General features: G+C 66.9%; 20 protein-coding genes. 8 read left to right on the top strand and 12 right to left on the bottom strand.

Annotated features, from left to right (window positions below):
• The first annotated feature begins 62 nt into the window (after positions 1-62).
• Positions 63-947: an RNA polymerase sigma factor SigI gene (gene sigI / locus AC5Y5O_RS10720; protein ID WP_096290647.1), complete on the top strand. Its 885-nt coding sequence runs from the start codon at positions 63-65 to the stop codon at positions 945-947.
• A 28-nt stretch (positions 948-975) separates the two neighbouring features.
• Here the strand turns inward: sigI and AC5Y5O_RS10715 are convergent, their stop codons facing one another.
• Positions 976-2,202: a MinD/ParA family ATP-binding protein gene (locus AC5Y5O_RS10715; protein WP_500025049.1), complete on the bottom strand. Its 1,227-nt coding sequence runs from the start codon at positions 2,200-2,202 to the stop codon at positions 976-978.
• A gap of 660 nt (positions 2,203-2,862) precedes the next feature.
• Between AC5Y5O_RS10715 and gltB the strand changes: the two genes are divergently transcribed.
• Positions 2,863-7,446: a glutamate synthase large subunit gene (gene gltB / locus AC5Y5O_RS10710; RefSeq protein ID WP_500025046.1), complete on the top strand. Its 4,584-nt coding sequence runs from the start codon at positions 2,863-2,865 to the stop codon at positions 7,444-7,446.
• The gene (locus tag AC5Y5O_RS10705) at positions 7,439-8,905 is read left to right on the top strand and encodes a glutamate synthase subunit beta (protein ID WP_096290645.1); all 1,467 of its coding nucleotides are present in this window, start codon (positions 7,439-7,441) and stop codon (positions 8,903-8,905) included. The genes gltB and AC5Y5O_RS10705 overlap by 8 nt, the downstream gene beginning before the upstream one ends.
• A gap of 350 nt (positions 8,906-9,255) precedes the next feature.
• Here AC5Y5O_RS10705 and AC5Y5O_RS10700 read toward each other — a convergent pair whose 3' ends face one another.
• Positions 9,256-9,831: a TetR/AcrR family transcriptional regulator gene (locus AC5Y5O_RS10700; protein WP_096290644.1), complete on the bottom strand. Its 576-nt coding sequence runs from the start codon at positions 9,829-9,831 to the stop codon at positions 9,256-9,258.
• 85 nt (positions 9,832-9,916) lie between these two features.
• Between AC5Y5O_RS10700 and AC5Y5O_RS10695 the strand changes: the two genes are divergently transcribed.
• A complete protein-coding gene (locus AC5Y5O_RS10695) occupies positions 9,917-10,795 on the top strand; it encodes an alpha/beta fold hydrolase (RefSeq protein WP_096290643.1) in 879 nt (292 codons plus the stop codon).
• Positions 10,792-11,589 (top strand): maleylpyruvate isomerase N-terminal domain-containing protein, encoded by a 798-nt coding sequence (locus AC5Y5O_RS10690; protein ID WP_500025042.1) that lies wholly within the window; start codon positions 10,792-10,794, stop codon positions 11,587-11,589. Before AC5Y5O_RS10695 ends, AC5Y5O_RS10690 begins: the two co-directional genes overlap by 4 nt.
• A gap of 212 nt (positions 11,590-11,801) precedes the next feature.
• Here the strand turns inward: AC5Y5O_RS10690 and AC5Y5O_RS10685 are convergent, their stop codons facing one another.
• Complete coding sequence (locus tag AC5Y5O_RS10685) at positions 11,802-12,653, bottom strand: LLM class F420-dependent oxidoreductase (RefSeq protein WP_096290641.1); 852 nt, start codon at positions 12,651-12,653, stop codon at positions 11,802-11,804.
• 51 nt (positions 12,654-12,704) lie between these two features.
• Here AC5Y5O_RS10685 and AC5Y5O_RS10680 point away from each other — a divergent pair, with 51 nt between their 5' ends.
• Entirely contained in the window at positions 12,705-13,136 is a 432-nt protein-coding gene (locus AC5Y5O_RS10680) for a hypothetical protein (RefSeq protein ID WP_096291450.1), read from the top strand.
• 10 nt (positions 13,137-13,146) lie between these two features.
• Entirely contained in the window at positions 13,147-14,154 is a 1,008-nt protein-coding gene (locus AC5Y5O_RS10675; RefSeq protein WP_500025036.1) for a PHP domain-containing protein, read from the top strand.
• A 4-nt stretch (positions 14,155-14,158) separates the two neighbouring features.
• On the opposite strand, the gene AC5Y5O_RS10670 is transcribed toward AC5Y5O_RS10675, so the two are convergent.
• The 3 genes from AC5Y5O_RS10670 to AC5Y5O_RS10660 form a co-directional block, all read right to left on the bottom strand.
• A complete protein-coding gene (locus tag AC5Y5O_RS10670; RefSeq protein ID WP_096290639.1) occupies positions 14,159-14,914 on the bottom strand; it encodes a YoaK family protein in 756 nt (251 codons plus the stop codon).
• Between the two features lie 151 nt (positions 14,915-15,065).
• Positions 15,066-16,265 (bottom strand): DNA polymerase IV, encoded by a 1,200-nt coding sequence (gene dinB / locus AC5Y5O_RS10665; protein WP_500025034.1) that lies wholly within the window; start codon positions 16,263-16,265, stop codon positions 15,066-15,068.
• 23 nt (positions 16,266-16,288) lie between these two features.
• Positions 16,289-16,930 (bottom strand): TetR/AcrR family transcriptional regulator, encoded by a 642-nt coding sequence (locus tag AC5Y5O_RS10660; protein ID WP_096290637.1) that lies wholly within the window; start codon positions 16,928-16,930, stop codon positions 16,289-16,291.
• Positions 16,931-17,007: 77 nt separating this feature from the next.
• Between AC5Y5O_RS10660 and AC5Y5O_RS10655 the strand changes: the two genes are divergently transcribed.
• On the top strand, positions 17,008-18,477 hold the full coding sequence (locus AC5Y5O_RS10655) for a flavin-containing monooxygenase (RefSeq protein ID WP_096290636.1): 1,470 nt from the start codon (positions 17,008-17,010) through the stop codon (positions 18,475-18,477).
• On the opposite strand, the gene rraA is transcribed toward AC5Y5O_RS10655, so the two are convergent.
• The 6 genes from rraA to AC5Y5O_RS10625 all read right to left on the bottom strand — a co-directional run bounded on the left by rraA (position 18,474) and on the right by AC5Y5O_RS10625 (position 21,867).
• The gene (rraA, locus tag AC5Y5O_RS10650; RefSeq protein WP_096290635.1) at positions 18,474-18,953 is read right to left on the bottom strand and encodes a ribonuclease E activity regulator RraA; all 480 of its coding nucleotides are present in this window, start codon (positions 18,951-18,953) and stop codon (positions 18,474-18,476) included. The two genes, AC5Y5O_RS10655 and rraA, sit on opposite strands and share 4 nt — an antisense overlap.
• On the bottom strand, positions 18,953-19,390 hold the full coding sequence (locus AC5Y5O_RS10645; protein WP_096290634.1) for an Rv3852 family protein: 438 nt from the start codon (positions 19,388-19,390) through the stop codon (positions 18,953-18,955). The genes rraA and AC5Y5O_RS10645 overlap by 1 nt, the downstream gene beginning before the upstream one ends.
• Positions 19,391-19,495: 105 nt before the next feature.
• Positions 19,496-20,017 carry a copper resistance CopC family protein gene (locus AC5Y5O_RS10640; RefSeq protein WP_096290633.1) on the bottom strand — a complete coding sequence of 174 codons (522 nt, stop codon included), beginning with the start codon at positions 20,015-20,017 and terminating at the stop codon, positions 19,496-19,498.
• Positions 20,014-20,679 carry a YcnI family protein gene (locus AC5Y5O_RS10635; protein ID WP_096290632.1) on the bottom strand — a complete coding sequence of 222 codons (666 nt, stop codon included), beginning with the start codon at positions 20,677-20,679 and terminating at the stop codon, positions 20,014-20,016. The genes AC5Y5O_RS10640 and AC5Y5O_RS10635 overlap by 4 nt, the downstream gene beginning before the upstream one ends.
• A gap of 15 nt (positions 20,680-20,694) precedes the next feature.
• Entirely contained in the window at positions 20,695-21,351 is a 657-nt protein-coding gene (locus AC5Y5O_RS10630; RefSeq protein WP_096290631.1) for a DUF6474 family protein, read from the bottom strand.
• A gap of 117 nt (positions 21,352-21,468) precedes the next feature.
• On the bottom strand, positions 21,469-21,867 hold the full coding sequence (locus AC5Y5O_RS10625) for a hypothetical protein (RefSeq protein WP_036471913.1): 399 nt from the start codon (positions 21,865-21,867) through the stop codon (positions 21,469-21,471).
• Positions 21,868-22,081 lie beyond the last annotated feature (214 nt).

Here is a 22,081-nt window from a genome sequence, read left to right as displayed (position 1 = left end):
GGAGGCGGGAAAGTTACAGTCGGTACACGTAACTTTTTCCGGGACCAGATCGTCGATGTTTCATGAATCAGTCGCAACCGCCAACGGAGCAGCTTGCCGATGCTTGGCGTCGTCACCGCCCCTACCTGGTCAATCTGGGCTATCAAATCCTCGGTGACGTCGGAGACGCCGAAGATGTTGCGCAAGAGGCCTTTCTGCGGTTGGCGCGGACCGGGCCCGAGGAAGTCGAGGACATCCGGGGCTGGCTCACCGTCGTCACGAGCCGGCTCTGCCTCGACCAGGTCCGCTCGGCGCGAACCCGCTACGAGCGGTTGAGCGATCCCGGCCATGGCGACTCCGGCGCCGAAGTCGCCGAGTCGCGGAGCCTGAATCCGGCGGACCGGGTCACCCTCGACGACGAGGTCCGCGCCGCGTTGATGGAGGTCTTGCGACGGCTCAGCCCGGGTGAACGGGTCGCGTTCGTGCTGCACGACGTGTTCGGGGTCCCGTTCGAGACGATCGCTGAAACGGTGGGCCGCCCGGTCGGCACCTGTCGTCAACTGGCGCGGCGTGCACGCTCGAAATTCACTGCGGCACAACCCAAGACGAGTGAAGTAGCACCCGCCGAGCACCAGTTGGTGACGGACAAATTCATCACCGCCTGCGCCAACGGCGACATCGCCGCGCTGACCGCTGTGCTGGACCCGACCGTCTGGGGTGTGGGCACCGTCCTTGCCGACCCGGCGCCGTCGCCGCAGATCAACCACGGCCCGCATGCGGTGGCCACCAACCTGATGCGCTATCTGGGGCCGGGCGTCACCCTGGTCAGTGGTCCCGCCGGGCAACCGGTCGTGCTCGCGTTCGCCGAGCGCCGGCTTTTCGCCGCCATCGTGCTGACCCTGCGCGGCCCGCTCGTCAGCAAGATCGAGGCGGTTGCCGATCCGTCGGCGCGCATCGCGGCCAGCTGAGCGGACGGGTCAGCCCGCACGGTCGGGGCTAGCTAGCCCCGAAGAACCCGGCGATCAGCGCGGTGGCCTCCAGCAACTTGCGCCGGGTGGGGCGGCCCATCTCGTGCATCACGTCGATGACGCCGCCGGGTCGCAGGTGAGGGTCGTAGGGGACCTCGACCACCGGCTGTCCATGGTCGACGAACTCGCGGGCCAGCAGCGCCCGGGTGCGTTTGTCGGCGTGCCCGTCGGAGTCGTTGAGCACCACGACCGTGCTGTGCAGCAACTCCGTCATGCCCTGATCCGACAGCCATTCCATGGTCCGGGCGGCCGCGGATGCCCCGTCGGCCCACGGCGAGGACACCACGATGAGCGCGTCCAGGTCGCGCAGCACTTCCTGGGTGACGGGTGAATCCATCGTCGAGCCGCAGTCGATGACCGAGATCGTGAAGTGGCGATCCAGCCGCGACGCGGCCTCCCGGTAGATCGCGGGATCGAGCACCCGGCGGGGACCGGACGCCGGTTCGCCGGCGAGCACATGCAGGCCCACCGCGTTGCGGCCCACCCGCCCGGCGACATCGGCAAAGGTCTCGAGGTTCTTGTCGGCGGTCAACTCCCAGAACGAACTCGTCGACTGCGGATCGATCCGGCTGCTCAACCGGCCGAAAGCGGTATCGGCGTCGATCGCCACCACGTGGTCTTGCCCGCGACGCAGCTCGGCGAACAGCGACCCGACACTGGCGGCGACGGAGGTCTTTCCGACGCCGCCCTTACCCACGACGCCGACCTTGTGCTTGCCGCGAAAGCCGGTGCGGATGGTGGCTTCGAATCGGGCTTCTTCGCGTTGTGCGGGCGACGGGCCCAGCTTGACGAGGCCAAAGGTGAGCAGCCGCAGGATGCGTCGCCACCCGGTGTCGGGCAGTTCGGGTCCGCCGGTGGGCACCAGCGCGGCGTCGGGCGCCGGGATGACGGGCGCGGGAGGGGGAACCGGCCGCGCGGGTGGCCCAGCAGGTCGCGCCGGGGGCGGGGGAGCGACCTGCTGGCGCGGCTGCGCCACCGGACGGGGAGGTGGCGGGCCGGCAGGTGGCCGCGGTGATGGCGGCGACGGTGGCGGCGACGGTGGTGGCGGCGGATACGGCGGCGGGGCGGGTCGTCGCGGGGGTGGCGGAACGGCCGCGGGCGGTGCGCCCCGCTGAGCGTGGGGAGGGGAAGCGGCGGGCGTGCTGGGCCGAGCGGGCTGCAGACGGTCCCGCAGGAATTCGTCGCGCTCGTTCATGGGCTCCTCGGTGCCGGGCGATCGATCATGGCGCGCTGGCCGGCCGGCAAGGGCGACCCGGCCCGTTCGGCCCAGTATCTCCCCGCGCGCTCCCATTTGTATCGCGCAAACTCGCACAGGCCCTAATACGGTGCCGGTGTGACGGCTGGGGTGCCCGCGGCCATCCCGGCGCGCGTCATGGGGGGCATGGCTGCCACGTCTTATCGGTATCGGTCGCGCGGATGCGCGGGCCCACTGTGATCACCGCCATCCCGATGCCGTCCGCAGGCCGGCGTCACAGCAAACCCGACGAGGCGATCGGTCCGGCCGCCGCCCGTTTCGGGTCTGCGCTGTCGCGCGTGGATTGTCGGCGGTCGAAGCGTATTTCCCCGGGTCATCGATCGCCGCCCGCAGCGAATTTACGTTGCCGCTACCTGCCGGGTAGACTCGGCCAAGTTGGCATGTCAGGCGGTTTTTGTCATATCGTTTTACGACTTGTCGAGACCGGGTACACGCCACCGTTCAGCGCCGCACGGACGATTCCCCCATCGGATCATTTTCCGCCTGGGAGACAGCCTATCGACAAGACCGAAGGGGTCGGTTCGCAACCTCCGGGTGCAGCCCCCGTCGGAGCCACTGAAAACGGTCGCGCAGCAGGTTCTGGTGAAGAGGCAGGTGCATATGACGCCCACGCGCGTTGGGTTGTATAACCCCGCGTTCGAGCACGATTCGTGCGGGGTTGCCATGGTCGTCGACATGCACGGCCGACGGAGCCGCGACATCGTCGACAAGGCGATCACCGCACTGGTCAATCTCGAGCATCGTGGCGCCCAGGGCGCCGAGCCGCGCAGCGGTGACGGCGCGGGCATCCTGATTCAGGTCCCCGACGCGTTTCTGCGCGAAGTCGTGGACTTCGAGCTGCCCGCCGCGGGCAGTTATGCCACCGGTATCGCGTTCCTGCCGCAGTCGTCCAAGGATGCCGCGGCCGCATGTGCCGCCGTCGAGAAGATCGCCGAATCCGAGGGCCTGACGGTCCTGGGTTGGCGCAACGTGCCCACCGACGATTCGTCGCTGGGTGCGCTGTCCCGCGATGCCATGCCCACCTTCCGGCAGGTGTTCATGACCGGCGCTTCCGACATGACGCTGGAACGCCGTTGCTACGTCGTGCGCAAGCGTGCCGAGCACGAACTCGGTACCAAGGGCCCGGGCCAAGACGGGCCCGGACGCGAAACCGTATATTTCCCAAGCCTTTCCGGCCAGACAATGGTCTACAAGGGCATGCTGACCACCCCGCAGCTCAAGGCGTTTTACCTTGACCTGCAAGACGATCGGATGACCAGCGCGCTGGGCATCGTGCACTCCCGCTTCTCGACCAACACCTTCCCGTCCTGGCCGCTGGCCCATCCCTTCCGGCGGATCGCCCACAACGGTGAGATCAACACCGTCACGGGCAACGAGAACTGGATGCGCGCCCGTGAGGCGCTGATCAAGACCGACATCTTCGGTTCGGTCGACGACCTGGAGAAGTTGTTCCCGATCTGCACTCCGGGCGCCTCCGACACGGCGCGCTTCGACGAGGCGCTGGAATTGTTGCACCTGGGCGGGCGCAGCCTGCCGCACGCGGTGCTGATGATGATTCCGGAGGCGTGGGAGCGCAACGAGACGATGGACCCGGCGCGCCGCGCCTTCTACGAGTACCACGCATCGCTGATGGAACCGTGGGACGGCCCGGCATCGATGACGTTTACCGACGGCACCATCGTGGGCGCCGTGCTGGACCGCAATGGCCTTCGCCCATCCCGTATTTGGGTCACCGAAGACGGTTTGGTGGTGATGGCCTCCGAGGCGGGTGTCCTGGACCTGGACCCGTCGACGGTGGTGCAGCGGATGCGCCTGCAGCCGGGCCGGATGTTCCTGGTGGACACCACCCAGGGCCGCATCGTCTCCGACGAGGAGATCAAGGCCGAGCTGGCCGCCGAGCATCCGTACCAGGAGTGGCTCGACAAGAACCTGGTACCGCTCGAGTCGTTGCCGCAGGGCAAGTACGTGCGGATGGCACACGATCGACTTGTCATGCGGCAGTTGGCCTTTGGTTACACCTATGAGGAGCTCAACCTCCTGGTGGCGCCGATGGTGCGCACCGGCGCCGAGCCGATCGGGTCGATGGGCACCGACACGCCGGTCGCGGTGCTCTCGCAGCGTCCGCGGATGCTCTACGACTATTTCCACCAACTGTTCGCTCAGGTGACCAACCCGCCGCTGGACGCCATCCGCGAGGAGGTGGTGACCAGTTTGCAGGGCACCACCGGCGGGGAGCGCGACCTGCTCAGCCCGGACGAATACTCGTGTCACCAGATCATGCTGCGACAGCCGATTCTGCGTAACCATGAGCTGGCCAAGCTGATCAACCTGAATCCCGACGACGCCGTCAACGGGCGCCCACATGGCATGTGCTCGAAGGTGATTCGCTGTCTGTACCCGGTCGCCGAAGGTGGTGCCGGGCTGGCAGCCGCGCTCGAAGAGGTGCGTGCACAGGCGTCGGCCGCGATCGCCGACGGCGCCCGGGTGATCATCCTGTCCGACCGCGACTCCAACGAGAAGATGGCACCGATACCGTCGCTGCTCGCCGTCGCCGGAGTTCACCACCACCTGGTGCGCGATCGGACCCGCACCCATGTGGGACTGGTGGTCGAATCCGGTGATGCCCGCGAGGTGCACCACATGGCGATGCTGATCGGTTGCGGCGCGGCCGCGGTCAACCCGTACCTCGCGTTCGAATCGATCGAGGACATGCTCGACCGCGGCGTGATCGACGGGATTGATCGCGACAAGGCGCTGAACAACTACGTGAAGGCCGCCGGCAAGGGCGTGCTGAAAGTTATGTCCAAGATGGGCATTTCGACGCTGGCCTCCTACACCGGCGCCCAGCTGTTCCAGGCTATCGGGATCTCCGAGGACGTGCTCGACGAGTACTTCACCGGGCTGGTCTGCCCGACCGGCGGCATCACGCTGGATGACGTCGCCACCGACGTCGCCGTGCGCCACGATCTGGCCTATCTGGACCGGCCCGACGAGCGCGCGCACCGCGAGCTCGAGGTGGGTGGGGACTACCAGTGGCGCCGCGAGGGCGAGTATCACCTGTTCAACCCGGAGACCGTGTTCAAGCTGCAGCACGCCACCCGCACCGGCCAGTACAAGATCTTCAAGGACTACACCCGCCTGGTCGACGATCAGAGCGAGCGGATGGCGTCGTTGCGCGGCCTGCTGAAGTTCCGCGGCGACGTGCGACCCCCGGTTCCGCTGGACGAGGTCGAGCCCGCCAGCGAGATCGTCAAACGGTTCTCGACCGGAGCGATGAGCTACGGCTCGATCTCCGCCGAGGCGCACGAGACGCTCGCCATCGCGATGAACCGCCTCGGTGGGCGATCCAACAGCGGTGAGGGTGGCGAGGACGTCAAGCGTTTCGATCCCGATTCCAACGGGGACTGGCGCCGCAGCGCGATCAAGCAGGTCGCCTCGGCGCGGTTCGGCGTCACGTCGCACTACCTGACCAACTGCACCGACATCCAGATCAAGATGGCCCAGGGCGCCAAACCCGGTGAGGGCGGCCAACTTCCAGGGCACAAGGTGTACCCGTGGGTGGCAGAGGTCCGGCACTCGACGCCCGGCGTTGGTCTGATCTCACCGCCGCCGCACCACGACATCTACTCGATCGAGGATCTCGCGCAGTTGATCCACGACCTGAAGAACTCCAACCCGGCGGCGCGCGTTCACGTCAAACTGGTCTCCGAGAACGGCGTCGGCACGGTCGCCGCGGGTGTGTCCAAGGCGCACGCCGACGTGGTGCTGATCTCCGGCCACGACGGCGGCACCGGTGCCACGCCGCTCACCTCGCAGAAGCACGCGGGTGCCCCATGGGAGCTGGGGCTGGCCGAGACGCAGCAGACCTTGCTGCTCAACGGGTTACGTGACCGGATCGTCGTCCAGGTGGACGGACAGCTCAAGACCGGCCGCGACGTGATGATCGGCGCACTGTTGGGTGCCGAGGAGTTCGGCTTCGCCACCGCCCCGCTGGTCGTCGCGGGCTGCATCATGATGCGGGTCTGCCACCTCGACACCTGCCCGGTCGGTGTGGCGACCCAGAACCCGGTGCTGCGGGATCGCTTCACCGGCAAGCCGGAGTTCGTCGAGAACTTCTTCATGTTCATCGCCGAGGAAGTCCGGGAGTACATGGCGCAGTTGGGCTTCCGCAACTTCAACGAGGCCGTCGGCCAAGTGGGGTCGCTGGACACCACGCTGGCGCGGGCGCACTGGAAGGCGCACAAGCTGGATCTTGCCCCGGTGCTGCACGAGCCGGAGTCCGCGTTCATGAACCAGGACCTGTACTGCAGCTCGCGTCAGGACCACGGCCTGGACAAGGCGCTGGATCAGCAGTTGATCGTGATGAGCCGCGAGGCGCTGGATTCGGGTAAACCAGTCCGGTTCTCCACCACCATCAGCAACGTCAACCGCACGGTGGGCACGATGCTCGGCCACGAGCTGACGAAAGCCTATGGCGGTCAGGGCTTGCCGGATGGAACGATCGACATCACCTTCGACGGCTCCGCGGGCAACAGCTTCGGTGCCTTTGTGCCCAAGGGCATCACCTTGCGGGTGTACGGCGACGCCAACGACTACGTGGGCAAGGGTCTGTCTGGGGGCCGGATCGTGGTGCGGCCATCGGACAACGCGCCGGTGGACTACGTCGCCGAGGAGAACATCATCGGCGGCAACGTGATCCTGTTCGGCGCCACCAGCGGCGAGGCCTTCCTGCGTGGCGTGGTCGGCGAGCGGTTCGCGGTGCGTAACTCCGGGGCCCACGCCGTGGTCGAGGGCGTAGGCGATCACGGTTGCGAGTACATGACTGGCGGCCGGGTGGTGATTCTCGGCCACACCGGGCGTAACTTCGCGGCCGGTATGTCCGGCGGTGTGGCCTACGTCTACGACCCCGGCGAGGAACTGCCGCAGAACCTGAACACCGAGATGGTGGACCTGGAGAGTCTCGACTCCGATGACGTCGAGTTCCTGCACGGAATCATCCAGGCACATGTCGATGCGACGGATTCCGCGGTCGGCCAGCGGGTTCTGGCCGACTGGCATTCCCAGCAACGGCATTTCGCCAAGGTGATGCCCCGGGACTACAAGAAGGTATTGCAGGCGATCGCCCAAGCGGAGCGCGACGGCGTCGATGTCGACAAGGCGATTATGGCGGCGGCGCATGGCTGATCCCACTGGCTTTCTCAAGTACACCCATCGGGAGCTGCCGCAACGCCGGCCGGTCCCGCTGCGGTTGAAGGACTGGAACGAGGTCTACCAGGAATTCAACGACGACACTCTGCGCGAGCAGGCGACCCGTTGCATGGACTGCGGTATTCCCTTCTGCCACAACGGTTGTCCGCTGGGCAACCTGATACCGGAGTGGAATGACCTGGTGCGCAGGGGCCGGTGGCGCGAAGCGATCGAGCGGCTGCACGCGACCAACAACTTCCCCGACTTCACCGGCCGGCTCTGTCCGGCGCCGTGCGAGCCGGCGTGTGTGCTGGGCATCAACCAGGACCCGGTCACGATCAAGCAGATCGAGCTGGAGATCATCGACCACGCCTTCGACCAGGGTCTCGTCGAGCCGAAGCCGCCGACCCAGCTGACCGGAAAGACCGTTGCCGTAATCGGTTCGGGCCCGGCCGGTTTGGCCGCCGCCCAGCAGCTCACCCGCGCGGGACACAGCGTCACCGTCTTCGAGCGGGCCGACCGCATCGGCGGGTTGCTGCGCTACGGCATTCCGGAATTCAAGATGGAGAAGCGCGTCCTCGACCGCCGGCTGGACCAAATGCGCGCCGAGGGAACCGAATTCCGGGCCGGCGTCAATGTCGGAGTCGACACCACCGCGCAGCAGCTGCTCGCCGACTTCGACGCGGTGGTGCTGGCCGGCGGTGCCACCGCCTGGCGTGACCTGCCGATCCCGGGGCGGGAACTAGCCGGCATCCATCAGGCGATGGAATACCTGCCGTGGGGTAACCGCGTGCAGGAGGGCGACGACGTACTGGGTCCCGACGGGCAGCCGCCGATCACCGCCAAAGGCAAGAAGGTGGTCATCATCGGCGGCGGCGACACCGGAGCCGACTGCCTGGGCACCGCGCACCGGCAGGGCGCGGCCAGCGTGCACCAGTTCGAGATCATGCCGCGGCCGCCGGAGGCGCGCGCCGAGTCGACGCCGTGGCCGACCTACCCGCTGATGTACCGGGTCTCATCTGCCCACGAAGAGGGCGGCGAGCGGGTGTTCTCGGTCAACACCGAGGAGTTCGTCGGCAAGGACGGGCACGTGAGCGCGCTCAAGGTCCACGAGGTGCAGATGCAGGACGGCAAGTTCGTCAAGGTCGAGGGCTCGGATTTCGAGCTCGAAGCGGACGTGGTGTTCCTGGCGATGGGCTTCGTCGGCCCGGAGAAGGCGGGTCTGCTCACCGACCTCGACGTGAAGTTCACCGAGCGCGGCAACGTCGCGCGAGGCGCCGATTACGAGACCTCGGTGCCCGGCGTTTACGTTGCCGGAGACATGGGCCGAGGCCAGTCGCTGATCGTCTGGGCGATCGCCGAGGGCAGGGCCGCCGCGGCGGGTGTGGACCGGTATTTGATGGGGTCAACCGCCCTTCCCACGCCGATCAAGCCGACGGCCGCACCGCTTCAGTAGTCACACCAGCCACATCAGAAACACGCGAATGTTTGTTCGGCGAGTCTCCCGTAGTTTGCCAGCGCGTGGGTGTCTAATAACGACTTGTGCGCTTCGTCACAACGGGGCCACGGCTAAACAGATCGATCGCAGGAGTGGTCACTGTGCATGTGAACCCAGTACCTAGTTCCCGGGTGGGGCGAATGGCCTGGTCATGGTTTCGTCACCCGGTGAAAAGTCGCGAGTTTCCCGCTAAGCAAGAGCGCCTGGTAACTGCCCAGGAGTTGTTGCTGTTCGGGGTGTAATCGCACGTTGTTCTTATTGGTCCCGCCCGTGCCGGCGCGCGTCGCGTTTGCTCGTCGGGTGTTCGGTCAGCCAGTGCCGGTAAGAGCCCCGAATGTCGTCTCGAAGAACAGATCGAGCGGCTGCGAGTGGCCGTAGACCCGGCGGCGCACTAGCGCACCCTGAAAGGCGTCGATCAGGGCGGCCGCGACGTCCGCGGGGTGACGGTCGGCGGAGATTTCGCCGCTGGCCCGGGCGCGGCCGAGCGTGGCGGCCAGTGCGTCGATCCATCGATCGAAGCCGGCCCGGACCGCGGCGGCCAGCCTGGGGTATTCGGGAGAGATGCCGGTACTGAACGTGCCGAGTAGACAGCCTGACTGATCCGCCGGGTCGCGGCGGGCGACCAGGCGCTCGAAGTGGCGACGGACGGCCGTCAGCGCCGAGACATCGCTGTCTGCCAGTCCGTCGAGGCCCAGGGTGCCGACGTACCGGTCGACATGCGCTATCGCGAAGTCTTCTTTGCTCGGGAAGTGGTTGTAGAAGGATCCTTTGGGTACATCGGCCGCCGCGACCAGGTCGTTTACGCTCGCGCCCGCAAATCCGCGGGCCAGCCACACGCTAAGCGTCCGCTCCACGAGCTGGTCCTTGAGGCTCGGTCTGCCCACGTCTCACACAATAGGCCGGAGGTGGTCCGCGGCCAAGACGACCGGTCGTGTGGCCAAGCAAGACGACTGGTCATATACTCGCGCCATGGCCTTGCGGACGACAGACCCCGCCGAAACGTATCTGCGCACCTGGACGACGGGACGGGCCCGGTGGTTTACCCGGCCGGACGGGACCCGGTTGCGCTACGTCGCCGTCGGCGAGGGACCTCCGCTGCTGCTGTTGCACACGGTCCGCACTCAGTTGGATTACTTCCAGCGCGTGATCGCGCCACTCGCGGAACGCCATCGCGTCCATGCCCTGGACTTCCCGGGCATGGGTTGGTCGGACATCCGGAAGGGGGCCACCTACGATCACGACGACCTGCAGCGCGCCGTGGTCGAATTCGTCCGCGGGCTGGAGCTGACGGACCTGACCCTGGTGGGAGAGTCGATCGGGGCGGCGATCGCGCTGACCGCATCGGTGGAACTGGGTCAGCGGGTGGTCCGCGTGGTCGCCTCCAACACCTACGACTATCCCCAGGGCGTGCAGCGGGCCAACCTGCTGGCGGGCGTCATCGTGTCCTCGGTACGTGCCCCGCTGGTGGGTCCGGTCTTCGCAGCTTTGGAAAACAGGGCGATCCTCAAGGGCATCATGCGCGGCGGATACGCCGACCCGGCGCAACTGCCGGAGCCGTTCCTCGACGAACTCGTACGGGTGGGGAGCCGGCCAGGGTATGCGGGCGTCGCGCGTGCGATTTACCGCAACCTGCCTACATTGATCGCCGCCCGGGATCGTTATGCGTCCATCACTGCTCCCGTGACGTTGCTCTACAGCGACGGCGACTGGTCGCGCGAAGCAGACCGCGCCAACACCGCCGCGGCCATTCCCTCGGCGTCGGTGCACACCGTCGCGCACGCCGGCCACTTCCTGGCGATGGAGAAGCCGCGGGAGTTCATCGGCGCGGTGCTTAACGAGCGCCCGTGAGCGACGGTGGTATTCGGGGGATGCGCGCGGCGGGCGCCGACCTGTTCGACGTGGCCGAAGCGCTCACCGCGGAGCAGTGGAATCTAGCCAGCGCCGCAGTGGGATGGACGGTCAAGGATGTGTTCATCCACCTCGGTTCGCTGCTGGAGTTCCTGCAGCTCGCCATCGGGGGCGCCGACGTTCCGCCATTGGGCATCGAGCGGCTCAACGATCAGGCCGTTGCGAGCCGACGAGACTGGAGCTCCGAGCACGTCCTGGCGGTCCTGCGGGACCAACTCGACTCCGCCATTGCGACTTTCACGCCGCTGCAACTAGAGCCGGTCGCGTCCACGGCGATACCCCTGCTGGACCTGGGGGTCTACCCCCTGCACGCGGTCACCGACATGTTCACCTTCGACATGACGACGCATCTGCGCTACGACGTCCTCGCCCCGCGCGGGCCGGTCGACGTGGACGCTCCGGCACTGGACGAGACGCGGTTGTCTCCGGCAGTGTCCTGGCTCATCGGAGGGCTCTCGCAGATGCAGCCCGATTTGACGGACCATCTCCTCGCTCCGATCAGCCTGCGCCTCACCGGCCCCGGCGAGCGCCGCATATTGGTCGAACCCGGGGAGGGCGCGCTGCGGGTCAGCGAAACGGACGACGCCGACGCGCGACCCGCCGCTACTGTGACATCGACGGCCGACGACTTCCTTGCGTGGTCCACGCAGCGCTTACCGTGGTCCGAACTGGTCGACATCGACGGCGACCGAGATATCGCCCGGCGATTTCTCGATGCGGTCAACCTCGTTTGATCGGAGCCAAGGACGGCGGTTGTCGATGGTGCGGAAGCCACGCATTTTGCGTCACCGGGGCGGCCGAACACCTCAAAACGCTTACGCGCCTGGTGGCCTCGGGCCGCTACGACCAACTGGACACCGACGATCTCCCGGAGCTACCGGGCAGACCTGCCAAGACGCTGCGGTCGGCACGGGAGGTGTCCTAAGCGGCGGACGTGCCTGGAAAATCATCCGTCCAGCAGGCCGGAACCCCGGATGGCCTCGGCCAACGGCTCCAGGACGGCCGGGTCGTGCGGGGGTGGTAGGTAGACGATTCCCAGGTCGAGTCCCTCGGCCCCCAGCCCGGCGGCGGTCTCGATGACCTGTGCGTAGTTGAGGTCCTCACCGAGGCGAACGTGCGCCGACATGGTGATCTCCTTCGGGTCGCGCCCGATGTCCGCGCAGCGCGCCGCCAGGACGTCGCGCTTGCGGGCGAACTCCTCGGGCGTCCCGCCGGCGAAATTCCAGTGCTGGGCGTAGCGCGCGGTCAGCGGCAGCGTGCGCTTCTCGCCGCTGCCGCCGATGCAGATGGGCGGGTGCGGGCGCTGCGGACCCTTGGGTTCGTTGCGCGCGTCCTTGAGCTGGTAGTACTTGCCGTCGAAGTTGGTGGTCTGCTCGCTGAGCAGACTGATCAGCACCTGACAGGCTTCCTCGAACCGGTCGAACCGTTCCCTGATGCTGCCGAGTTCGATGCCGTAGGCGCCGGACTCCTCCTCGTTCCAGCCGGCGCCGATCCCGAGTTCGAGCCGTCCGTCGGAGATGACGTCGAGGGCGGCGGCCATATTCGCCAGGACCGCGGGGTGGCGGTAGTGGATGCCGGTGACCAGGGTGCCCAGCCGCAGCCGCCGGGTGGCCTGCGCTAGCGCGGTCAGCGTGGTCCAGCCCTCCAGGCACGGGCCGGTGCTGTCGGAAAAGATCGGGTAGAAGTGGTCGAAGGTCCACCCGGACTCGAAGACGTCGATATCGTCGGCGGCCTGCCAGACGGAGAGCATGCCGGCCCAGGTGGTGTTCTGCGGTGAGGTTTTGAACGCGAATCGCATGCCATCGACGCTAGTCGAAATTTATGAAGCGCAACTAAACTCATGCGCGCGATGAGTACTGCCCTCGGGATCGACACCAAGATCACCCTGCTGTTCGCCGGCCTGATCTTTTTGCTCGCACTCGTTCTCGGCGTCTGGAAGTACCGCCAGATCATGACGTCGGAGGACCATCAGGCGCACATCTACGTCGACATCGCTCACCGCGCGGCGTTGCTCTACTCATTCGCGACGCTGCTGCTCGCGGTCTTCGTCGGGCTCAGTGCCTGGGCCTCCTGGGTCAACCTGGTCGCGGCGATGGTGGTGGTGTTCTTCTTCGTCGCGGCGATCGCCGCCTACGTCGTCCATGGTGCGCGGCGAGACACGGTCAACCAATTCGAGAAGCCGGTGCGAGGGACCCGGGTGGCGATGGCCATGCTGATCGTCGGCGAGATCGGCGGCTTCGGCGTGATCCTGGCCGGGTTCGTCTGCGGGCAGCTGCTGTAACACTGGAGTCATGGATCCGGTGACCGCGCTGCGACAGATCGCGTATTACAAGGACCGGAGCCGGCAGGACCCCAAACGCGTGATGGCATATCGCAATGCCGCCGACATCGTCGAGGGTTTGGACGAGGCCGAGCGGGAGCGGCACGGGCAGGCCAACAGCTGGCAGACGCTGCCGGGCATCGGACCCAAGACCGCAAAGGTCATCGCCCAGGCCTGGGCCGGCCGTGAGCCCGACGCGCTTGTCGAATTGCGTTCGGAAGCAACAGATCTTGGTGGAGGCGAGGTGCGCGGCGCGCTGCGCGGGGACTTGCACCTGCACTCGAACTGGTCGGACGGCTCGGCGCCGATCGAGGAGATGATGGCAACCGCGGCGGCGCTGGGGCATGAATACTGCGCGTTGACCGATCACTCGCCGCGGCTGACGATCGCCAACGGCCTGTCGCCGGAGCGGTTGCGCAAACAGCTCGACGTGATCGACGGCCTGCGGGACACGTTCGCGCCGATGCGCATCCTCACCGGTATCGAGGTCGACATCCTCGAGGACGGCAGCCTGGATCAGGAGCCCGAGCTGTTGGAACGCCTCGACGTCGTCGTGGCCAGCGTGCACTCCAAGTTGTCGATGGATTCGGTGGCGATGACGCGCCGGATGGTGCGTGCGGTCTCCGACGGCTACGCCGATGTGCTGGGCCACTGCACGGGCCGGCTGGTTTCCGGCAACCGGGGCATCCGGCCGGAATCGAAGTTCGACGCCGAGAAGGTCTTCACCGCCTGTCGCGACCACGGCACCGCGGTGGAGATCAACTCTCGCCCCGAACGCCGCGACCCGCCGACCCGGCTGCTCAATCTGGCGCTGGAGATCGGCTGCGTGTTCAGCATCGACACCGATGCGCACGCCCCCGGCCAGCTGGACTTCCTGGGGTACGGCGCGCAACGCGCCCTGGACGCCGGCGTTCCGGTCGACCGGATCGTGAACACCTGGCCGGCCGACAAGCTGCTGGCGTGGACAGGCTCCAGCTGAGCGGTTAGGCCCGCACCGCTTCCGCCGCCTCGGTAATGGATTCGCCACTGTTGCCGCGGCTGTGCAGCACGTTGGCGCCAGCCACGATTGCGCACGTGGCGGCAGGTATCAGCAGCGAGTATCCACCGAGGTGAGCACCGAACAGGATCCCCGCGATGCCGCCGCCGAGAAACAGCAGCAGGGTCGTCACCAGGATCGCGGCCTTCCACTTCTTGATCCCGTCTTGCCGGGCGCGCCCGAGCATCAGCCCGAGGTCGGTCACGGTCCCGGTGAAGTGGGTGGTGCGGATCGACATCCCGCGGAAGCTCGAGGTCATGCCGTTCTGCAGGCCGAGCGCCGCGGCGGCGAACATCGCCTGGACGGCGGTCAGCTCGACGCCGAGCGATTCGATCTGCGCCTTGACGAAGGTTTCCTCCACGCCCGCGGCGGCCAGGACGAGCAGCGCCGCCTCAGTGAACAACACCACGGCATGGCGCGGGCCCGCCAGCGCCTGGGTGGGTGCGAGAACCGCGCCGGCCATCGTCGCGCCCGCCAGGAAGCCGAACAGGATCGCGGCAAGCACATGGCCCTCGTAGAGCCATGGATTGGCGGTGTTCATGCCCAGCTGGGTGGTGATCGCGGTGAGGTTGCCGACCGGCAACGCCAATATCAGCAGAGCTACCGCGTTGACGAAGCCCGCCGACAACGCGAGTACCGCGCTGTAGCCGAGCAGGAGACCTTCGCGAGGCAGGCCACTGTCGCGGGTGTTGTCCGGCGGCATGTGTTCAGGCGCTCACTTTCCGGGGGTCGGTTTTGGCCAGCTTACAAGCGAGCCGTCGGTGCCCGTCCGGCGCGCGCGTCAACTCAAACAAAGCTCTTATCATCGAAACAGCTTGGGCTGTAACCACATTGGTAAACCAGGGCCAACTCAGTCAATCGGGTAGTAGCGGCATCTCTATACCCGCATCTCGTCCAATCAACACCCCGCGGGTGAGAGCGGATTTGCCGAAGCGCTCACGGACCTGGTCTACCGCGGCGTCGACCGCGAGCGAGTTTTCATACAACGGCAGCATCAGCTGCTGGGCCCCACTGCGGTCGATGCCCGACACCGCGAAACCGACCAGCGTCAAGCCGCGCTGGGCGATCGCGGGTGCGGCGGAGGCGACCAGCCCCCGGGCGACGGCCAGGATCGGCTGCGTCGACGCCGTCGCCCCCGGCATCGTATGGGACCGGGTCGCCCGGGTGAAGTCGTCGAACCGCAGGCGCAGCACCACGGTGCGGCCCGTGCGACCGGCTGCGCGCATCCTGGCGGTGATGCGGTCGATCAGGTTGACCACGACCGCATCGACCTCGTTGGGCGACATGCGATTTCCGGCGCGGCCCAACGCGCGCTGGGCACCGACGGACCGGCGTCGCACCCCGGTGTGGACCCGGCGCCGGTCGATATTGCGCGACAGCGCATACAGCTGGCGGCCCATCCCCGCACCCAGCAGCGAGGCCAGCGTCGACTCGCTGAGCTCGGCGACATCGGCGACCGTCGTGATGCCGTAGCCGTGCAACTTGTCTGCGGTCACCGTGCCCACGCCCCACAATCGGCGCACCGGCAACGGCCGCAGGAACGCCAGCTCACGATCGGGCTGCACCAGCAGCAGCCCATCCGGCTTGGCCTCCTGGCTGGCGACCTTGGCCAGGAATTTGGTGCGGGCGATGCCGACGGTGATCGGCAGGCCGACCCGCTCCCGCACGTCGCACCGCAGCCGTTCGGCGATCTCGACCGGCGTGCCCGAGACCCGGCGCAGGCCGCCCACGTCGAGGAATGCCTCGTCCACCGACAGCGGCTCGACGATGGGTGTGGCATCGCGGAACACCTCGAAGACCGCATCACTGGCCCGTGAATACGCCGACATGCGCGGCGGCACCACGACGGCGTCGGGACATAGGCGCCGGGCCTGCTGGCCGCCCATCGCGGTGCGTACGCCGTGGGCCTTGGCCTCGTAGCTGGCGGCCAGTACGACGCCGCCGCCCACGATCACCGGGCGACCGCGCAGCGTCGGGTCGTCACGCTGTTCCACCGACGCGTAGAACGAGTCCAGGTCGGCGTGCAGGATGGACGCATCACACCGCACGAACATATGTTCGCACGCGGCGGTGACAGCTAGCCGGATTCGCCGTAGATGCTGCTGAGCCAGATGTGGGTGAGGGTGTCGACGACCCGCTCCGCTTGGACGGCCGGTGTCTCGGCGGACAGTGCCGCCATCATGGTGCGTTCGTTCATCTGGTTCAGCGACGTCGCCAAGTCGGCGGCCGGGATGGTGTTCGGCGCGGCACCGCGCTCTCGCTCGGCGGTGATCATGGCGGCGGTCTGATCGATCCATTTCTGCATGAATCCCGACCACAACGCCCGCAGCTCCGCGCTGGTCGCCATTGCCTCCGTGGCGGTCCGCGCGACGGCCCGGTGGGTGGAGAATTCGGTGAAGAACGCCTTGATGCCGTTGCGCCATACCCGGCGCGGATCCTTCGGCAGCCGCATCACGGCGCCGTCGAACTCGGCGTCGGCCCGCGCGATCACCGGCTCGAGCAGCGACAGCAGCACGGCCTCTTTCGACTTGAAATAGAAGTAGAACGTCGGGCGCGAGATGCCGGCACCTTTGGCGAGGTCGTCGACCGAAATGTCGGCGAGTGAACGCTCCTCGAGCAGCCGCTCGGCGGTCGCGAGGATGGCCTGCTCACGGTCGTCACCCGAAGGGCGCATCGAACGGCGGCCGCGCAGGGCGCGCGTCTGGCCGGCTGCTGTCACCCCCGCTACTTTACACACGGTTGATGATTTCGACAGCGTGTTGACTAGCTCGACACCGCGTTGATAGCGTGGCCCTCATGACTGAGCACCTGGACGTCGTAATCGTGGGCGCCGGCATCTCCGGCGTGAGCGCGGCCTGGCACCTGCAGGACCGCTGCCCGACCAAGAGCTACGCGATCCTGGAACGCCGCGACGACCTCGGCGGCACCTGGGACTTGTTCAAGTATCCGGGCATCCGGTCCGACTCCGACATGTTCACGCTCGGGTTCCGGTTCAAGCCGTGGCGTTCGGCGAAGTCGATCGCCGACGGTGCCGACATCAAGGCCTACATCAAGGAAGCCGCGGTCGAGAACGGCATCGAACGACACATCCGCTACCGCCACCGCGTGGTGGCCGCCGATTGGTCCGACGCCGACAACCAATGGACCCTCACCGTCGAGAACGACGGCCAGCGGAGCGACATCACCTGTTCCTTCGTGTTCGCGTGTACCGGCTACTACAACTACGACGAGGGGTATTCGCCGACGTTCCCCGGTGCCGAGGACTTCGGCGGCACCATCATCCACCCCCAGCACTGGCCCGAAGACCTCGACTACGCGGGCAAGAAGATCGTCGTGATCGGCTCGGGTGCTACCGCGATCACGTTGATTCCCGCCCTGGTCAACTCCGGCTCCGGACATGTGACGATGCTGCAGCGCTCACCGACCTACATCGGCTCGCTGCCCGGGACCGACCCGTTCGCGGTGCGGTTCAACCGGTGGCTCCCCGATCGGCTGGCGCACCTCGCAAATCGCTGGAAAGCCATCGCGTTCAGCACTTTCCAGTATCAGCTGGCCCGCAAGCGGCCGGCCTACATGCGCAAGACGCTGATGACGATGGCGCAGCGCCGGCTGCCAAAGGACTACGACGTCGAAAAGCACTTCGGTCCCAGCTACAACGTGTGGGATCAGCGGCTGTGCCTGGCGCCCGACGGCGACTTCTTCCGGGCCATCCGGCACGGCAAGGCCGACGTCGTCACCGACACCATCGACCGGTTCACCAAGACCGGAATCAAGCTCACCTCGGGTGCGGAACTGCAGGCCGACATCATCGTCACCGCAACGGGATTGAACATGCAATTGCTCGGGGGGCTGCAGCCCACCCGCAACGGCGAACCTTTCGATCTGACCTCGCTGATGACCTACAAGGGCTGCATGTTCTCCGGAGTTCCGAACTTCGTCATCACCTTCGGCTACACCAATGCATCCTGGACACTGAAGGCCGATCTGGTGTCGGAGTTCTTCTGCCGCGTGCTGAACTACATGGACGACAACGGCTTTGACAACGTGGAGCCGCAGCATCCCGGCTCGGACGTCGACGAACTGCCGTTCATGGACTTCAGTCCCGGCTACTTCCAGCGGTCCATGCACTTGCTGCCCAAGTCGGGATCGCGGGCACCGTGGCGTCTCAAGCAGAACTACCTGTTCGACATGCGCACGATCCGGCGCGGCAAGGTCGCCGACGAGAGCCTGCGATTCACGAAAAAGCGTGCACGGGTGGCGGTTTAACCGCTAACGACGACGATTCCGTCGTCGTCACTGTAGGCGATCTCACCGGGTACGAACGTCACACCGCCGAGGCTGATCTCGACATCGCGCTCGCCGACACCACTCTTGCTGCTCTTGCGGGGATTGGTGCCCAGCGCCTTGATGCCGATGCCGATGCCGCGCAGCGCGGCGGCGTCACGAACCGCGCCGTTGATGATCAGTCCCGCCCAGCCGTTGGAGCGGGCGAGTTCGGCGATCAGATCTCCGACCAGCGCGCTGTGTAGCGAGCCGGCGCCGTCGATCACCAGCACCCCGCCCCCACCCGGTCGGGAAAGTACGGATTTCAGCAGCGCGTTGTCCTCGAAGCAGCGCACGGTGCTGATCGGTCCGGCGAATTCGGTGCGGCCGCCGAACTGGCGGAACTGAAGATCGCAGCTGCGTACGTCGGGCCCGATTCGGTCGACGAGGTCGGCTGTGGCCTCGAATGACACGCTCATCACCGCCGCCGTAGCTGCCGGATCAGCAGGATCGCGAGCAGGCTCAGAGCTACGGCGACCACGAGTGGCAACGTCGACGAGCCGGGTACCGACGGTGCGATGTTGGCGGACACCGGGTTGTTGGCGCCCTCTACCGTGGATTTCGCCTGTGCGGCAGCATCTTTGGCGGCAGCGACAATTTCACCATCTGGCGGGGGTGGATCCTGCTGCGCCGCCGGCGGTTTCGGGGGCGTTGGCACGGGGCTCTGGGCCGGCGCCTTCTTCGGGGGCGCCTTCTTGGCCGGAGCCTTCTTTGCGACGGCCTTCTTCGCGGGCGCCTTCTTGGCCGGCGCTTTCTTCGCGGGTGCCTTTTTAGCGGCCTTGGCGGGAGGCGTCTGCTCCGGCGGCGTCGCTGCGCCGTTGGCCTCGCTGTTGGGTTGATCTTGAGGGTCTGCCATGCGGCCGCTCCTTCGCAGCTTTCTCTCGGCCATTCCTAGCCCCGCCAAAAGTTACTCGGACCCCATCATGCCAGCACGGGCGATCGCGCCCCGCCGACCAGGCGGTCAGGGCTTGCGGCGCAGGGTCAGCAACAAGCCCGCACCGACGATCGCCACGGCCACCGCGACGAACGGCCACACGGGGATGCCATGGCCGGCGTCGCTGCTGGTGGCGGCGGGTCCCGGCGTGCCGGTCCCGGGCACTGTCAGCCGGAACGACCACGACCCCGACACCACATGACCGTCGGCGGACGTCACCCGGTAATTGACCGTGTAGGTGCCTGTGGGTCCCAGTGAGCGCAGCGCGATGCCGACGATTGCGCCCTGCACGGTGGTGTCTCCCGTGGACCAGACATTGCCGTCCGGCCCGACGACGGTCATGGCCGCGAACGTGGTCTGCAATCGCTCGTTGAAGGTGGCACTGACCCGGCTCGGACCGATGGCGAGAACCGCTTCGTCGGCGGGGTCGGTGGACACCCGAGTGGCGTGCGCGGACGCGACCTGTGCGGTCAGCATCGCAGTAGACAGCAAGGCGGCCAGCAGCAGGCCCACCCAGGCCCCAGGACATGAGGCGGCCGGCCGCCTCATGTCCTGGGCCGGCGGACCAGCACCAGGGCGATGCCCACTGCGGCCACGACCAGGGCGGCTCCGCCCAGCACCCGCGCGATGTTGTCCCCCGACGTCGACTCGTCGCCGTGGTCGGCGGGCATGCCCGAATGGTGGTGCTCGTGCGGAGCGCCCGACCCGGCGCCGAGGGTCAGTGTGGGCACCGGGTGCTCGGGCTCACCACCACCGGCCGCCGGCTGCTGATCCCACCTGACGACAGTCCCGTCGGCGTAGGTCTGGGTGGCCGGGAAGTTGACGGTATCGGTGTCGGGCAGTTTCACCGAGATCCGAAACAACGCGAACTGGTCGACTCCGATGCCGCCGCCCGGTGCCGCCGTCCAGGTCACTGAGTGCACGACGCCGGATGCCGTGTCGCGGTCGAGCTTGGCCGTCCACCCGGGCATCGCTTCGGTGCGCGCGGATGCGACGTCGGGAAGCACGACGCTCAGCGCCGTGGTCGCGGCGCCCTTGTCGGATTCGTTGGGTACCTGAAAGGTCACGATCGCCATGGCGCCCCGGACGGCGGTGTCGGCGCTGGCGTGGACGTGCGCCCACGCGGTGGCGCTGCCGGAGCCGACGAAAAGCGCGGCGGCGGCGGAGACGACAACAAAGACGCGCAACATCCATCTGTCGCGGAATGCCATGTCAGAACACTACTTTCAGGTCAGTCCGAGGCGAGCCATCAGATCTGCTTCGATGCCGTCGAGTTGCGAGGAGATCGCCGAGTGCGCCGCGCGCCGGCGCGCGGCCGGCATGTTCTCCGCGGCGGTGACGGCCGCCGACAAATCGGTGAGCCGCTCCGAGATGGCGGCCACGAACTGCTTGGTCTCGGCGTCCTTGGGCTTTTTCTCCTGCACCATTCGCAGCGACTTTTCCGAGCCGGCGATCCGCGCCGACAGCTGGGCGCCGTGCCCGGAGAACTGGCCTATCTGTGCCAGCGGGATCCCGAGTTGGTCCGCGCGACGCTGGTCGATCATCGCCCGGGCGGCCATCGCCGCCCGGTAGATCACCGGCGTCAGGACAGGTGCCAGCAGCCGCGAGACCGTCAGTACCCGGCGGATCCGCGTCGGCGACAACACCTTGCCCTCCCGTGCCGCCTTGAGTTCGGTCTCGGCGACTTTCAACGCCGCGCGGTCACTGTCGCGCTGCGACTTGATCTGCGCGTTGAGCGCCCTCTCGGCCGCCCGTCGATCGGCCTTCAATCGGCGCGCCTGGTTCTTGGCGTCGAGCTTGGCTTCCAGCTTGGCGCGGGCCTTGATCGCACGGGCTTCGGCACGACGCGTGGCGCGAGTCTTTCGCTTGCGAAACAGGCCCATTCCCGGCCGCCTCCCGGTGTCTCGTGGACTATCGCTGTCGTGTGGACGCGATCCGAAAGCAACCCTAATCGGAACAGGTCGACGGCAGCCGTTCAGGTCGGCTGCCCACGCAACCGGTTAGGCGTCGAGGTGTTCGGCGCGGCGCAATTCGTCGACGCGCTCGACGATGTCCTGCTGCGCCTGGGGAGACAACCCGGCGGCGCGCAGCGCGATGCGACGCACACCGTCGTCGCGCATTGTGGACATCCAGACCAGCTCCTTGTCCAGCTTTTCGTAGTACTCGTCGTCGGTGAAGTAGGCCGACTTGATCCGGAAGAAGTTGGCCAGGGCGGCCATCGTCGCCGACGACGGGTTCGTGCGATTGCCGGAGCGTAGCTGCGACAGGTAGGGAGCCGACATCGTGATGCCCTCCGCCTTGAGTGCCGCGATCACCTCCGCTGAGGTGTGCGGTCCGCGCCCGGGTGGATACACCGTGTCGAACAAGCGGTTCAGGCGGGCGGAAAACGTCGTGCTCATCGATATGACCTCCACTGGGCTGTAGAAGTGAAACTGTTACCTAAGTGTATTTGCTGACCATGGTAGCGAGAGTTTGTGTCCGCAACCAGGTGCAAAGGGCACCGGGTTCGCTGGTGGCCGCCCGAGTGTTCGCTGCATCTACACGTGACGAGCGTCCAACTAAATGACGGCAGTGTCCATAAAGCGAACAAAACTCACAGGTTATCCGCAGAAA

The sequence above is a fragment of the Mycobacterium sp. NGS40 genome, assembly GCF_059812735.1.
This window is presented reverse-complemented; position numbering and strand designations above follow the sequence as displayed.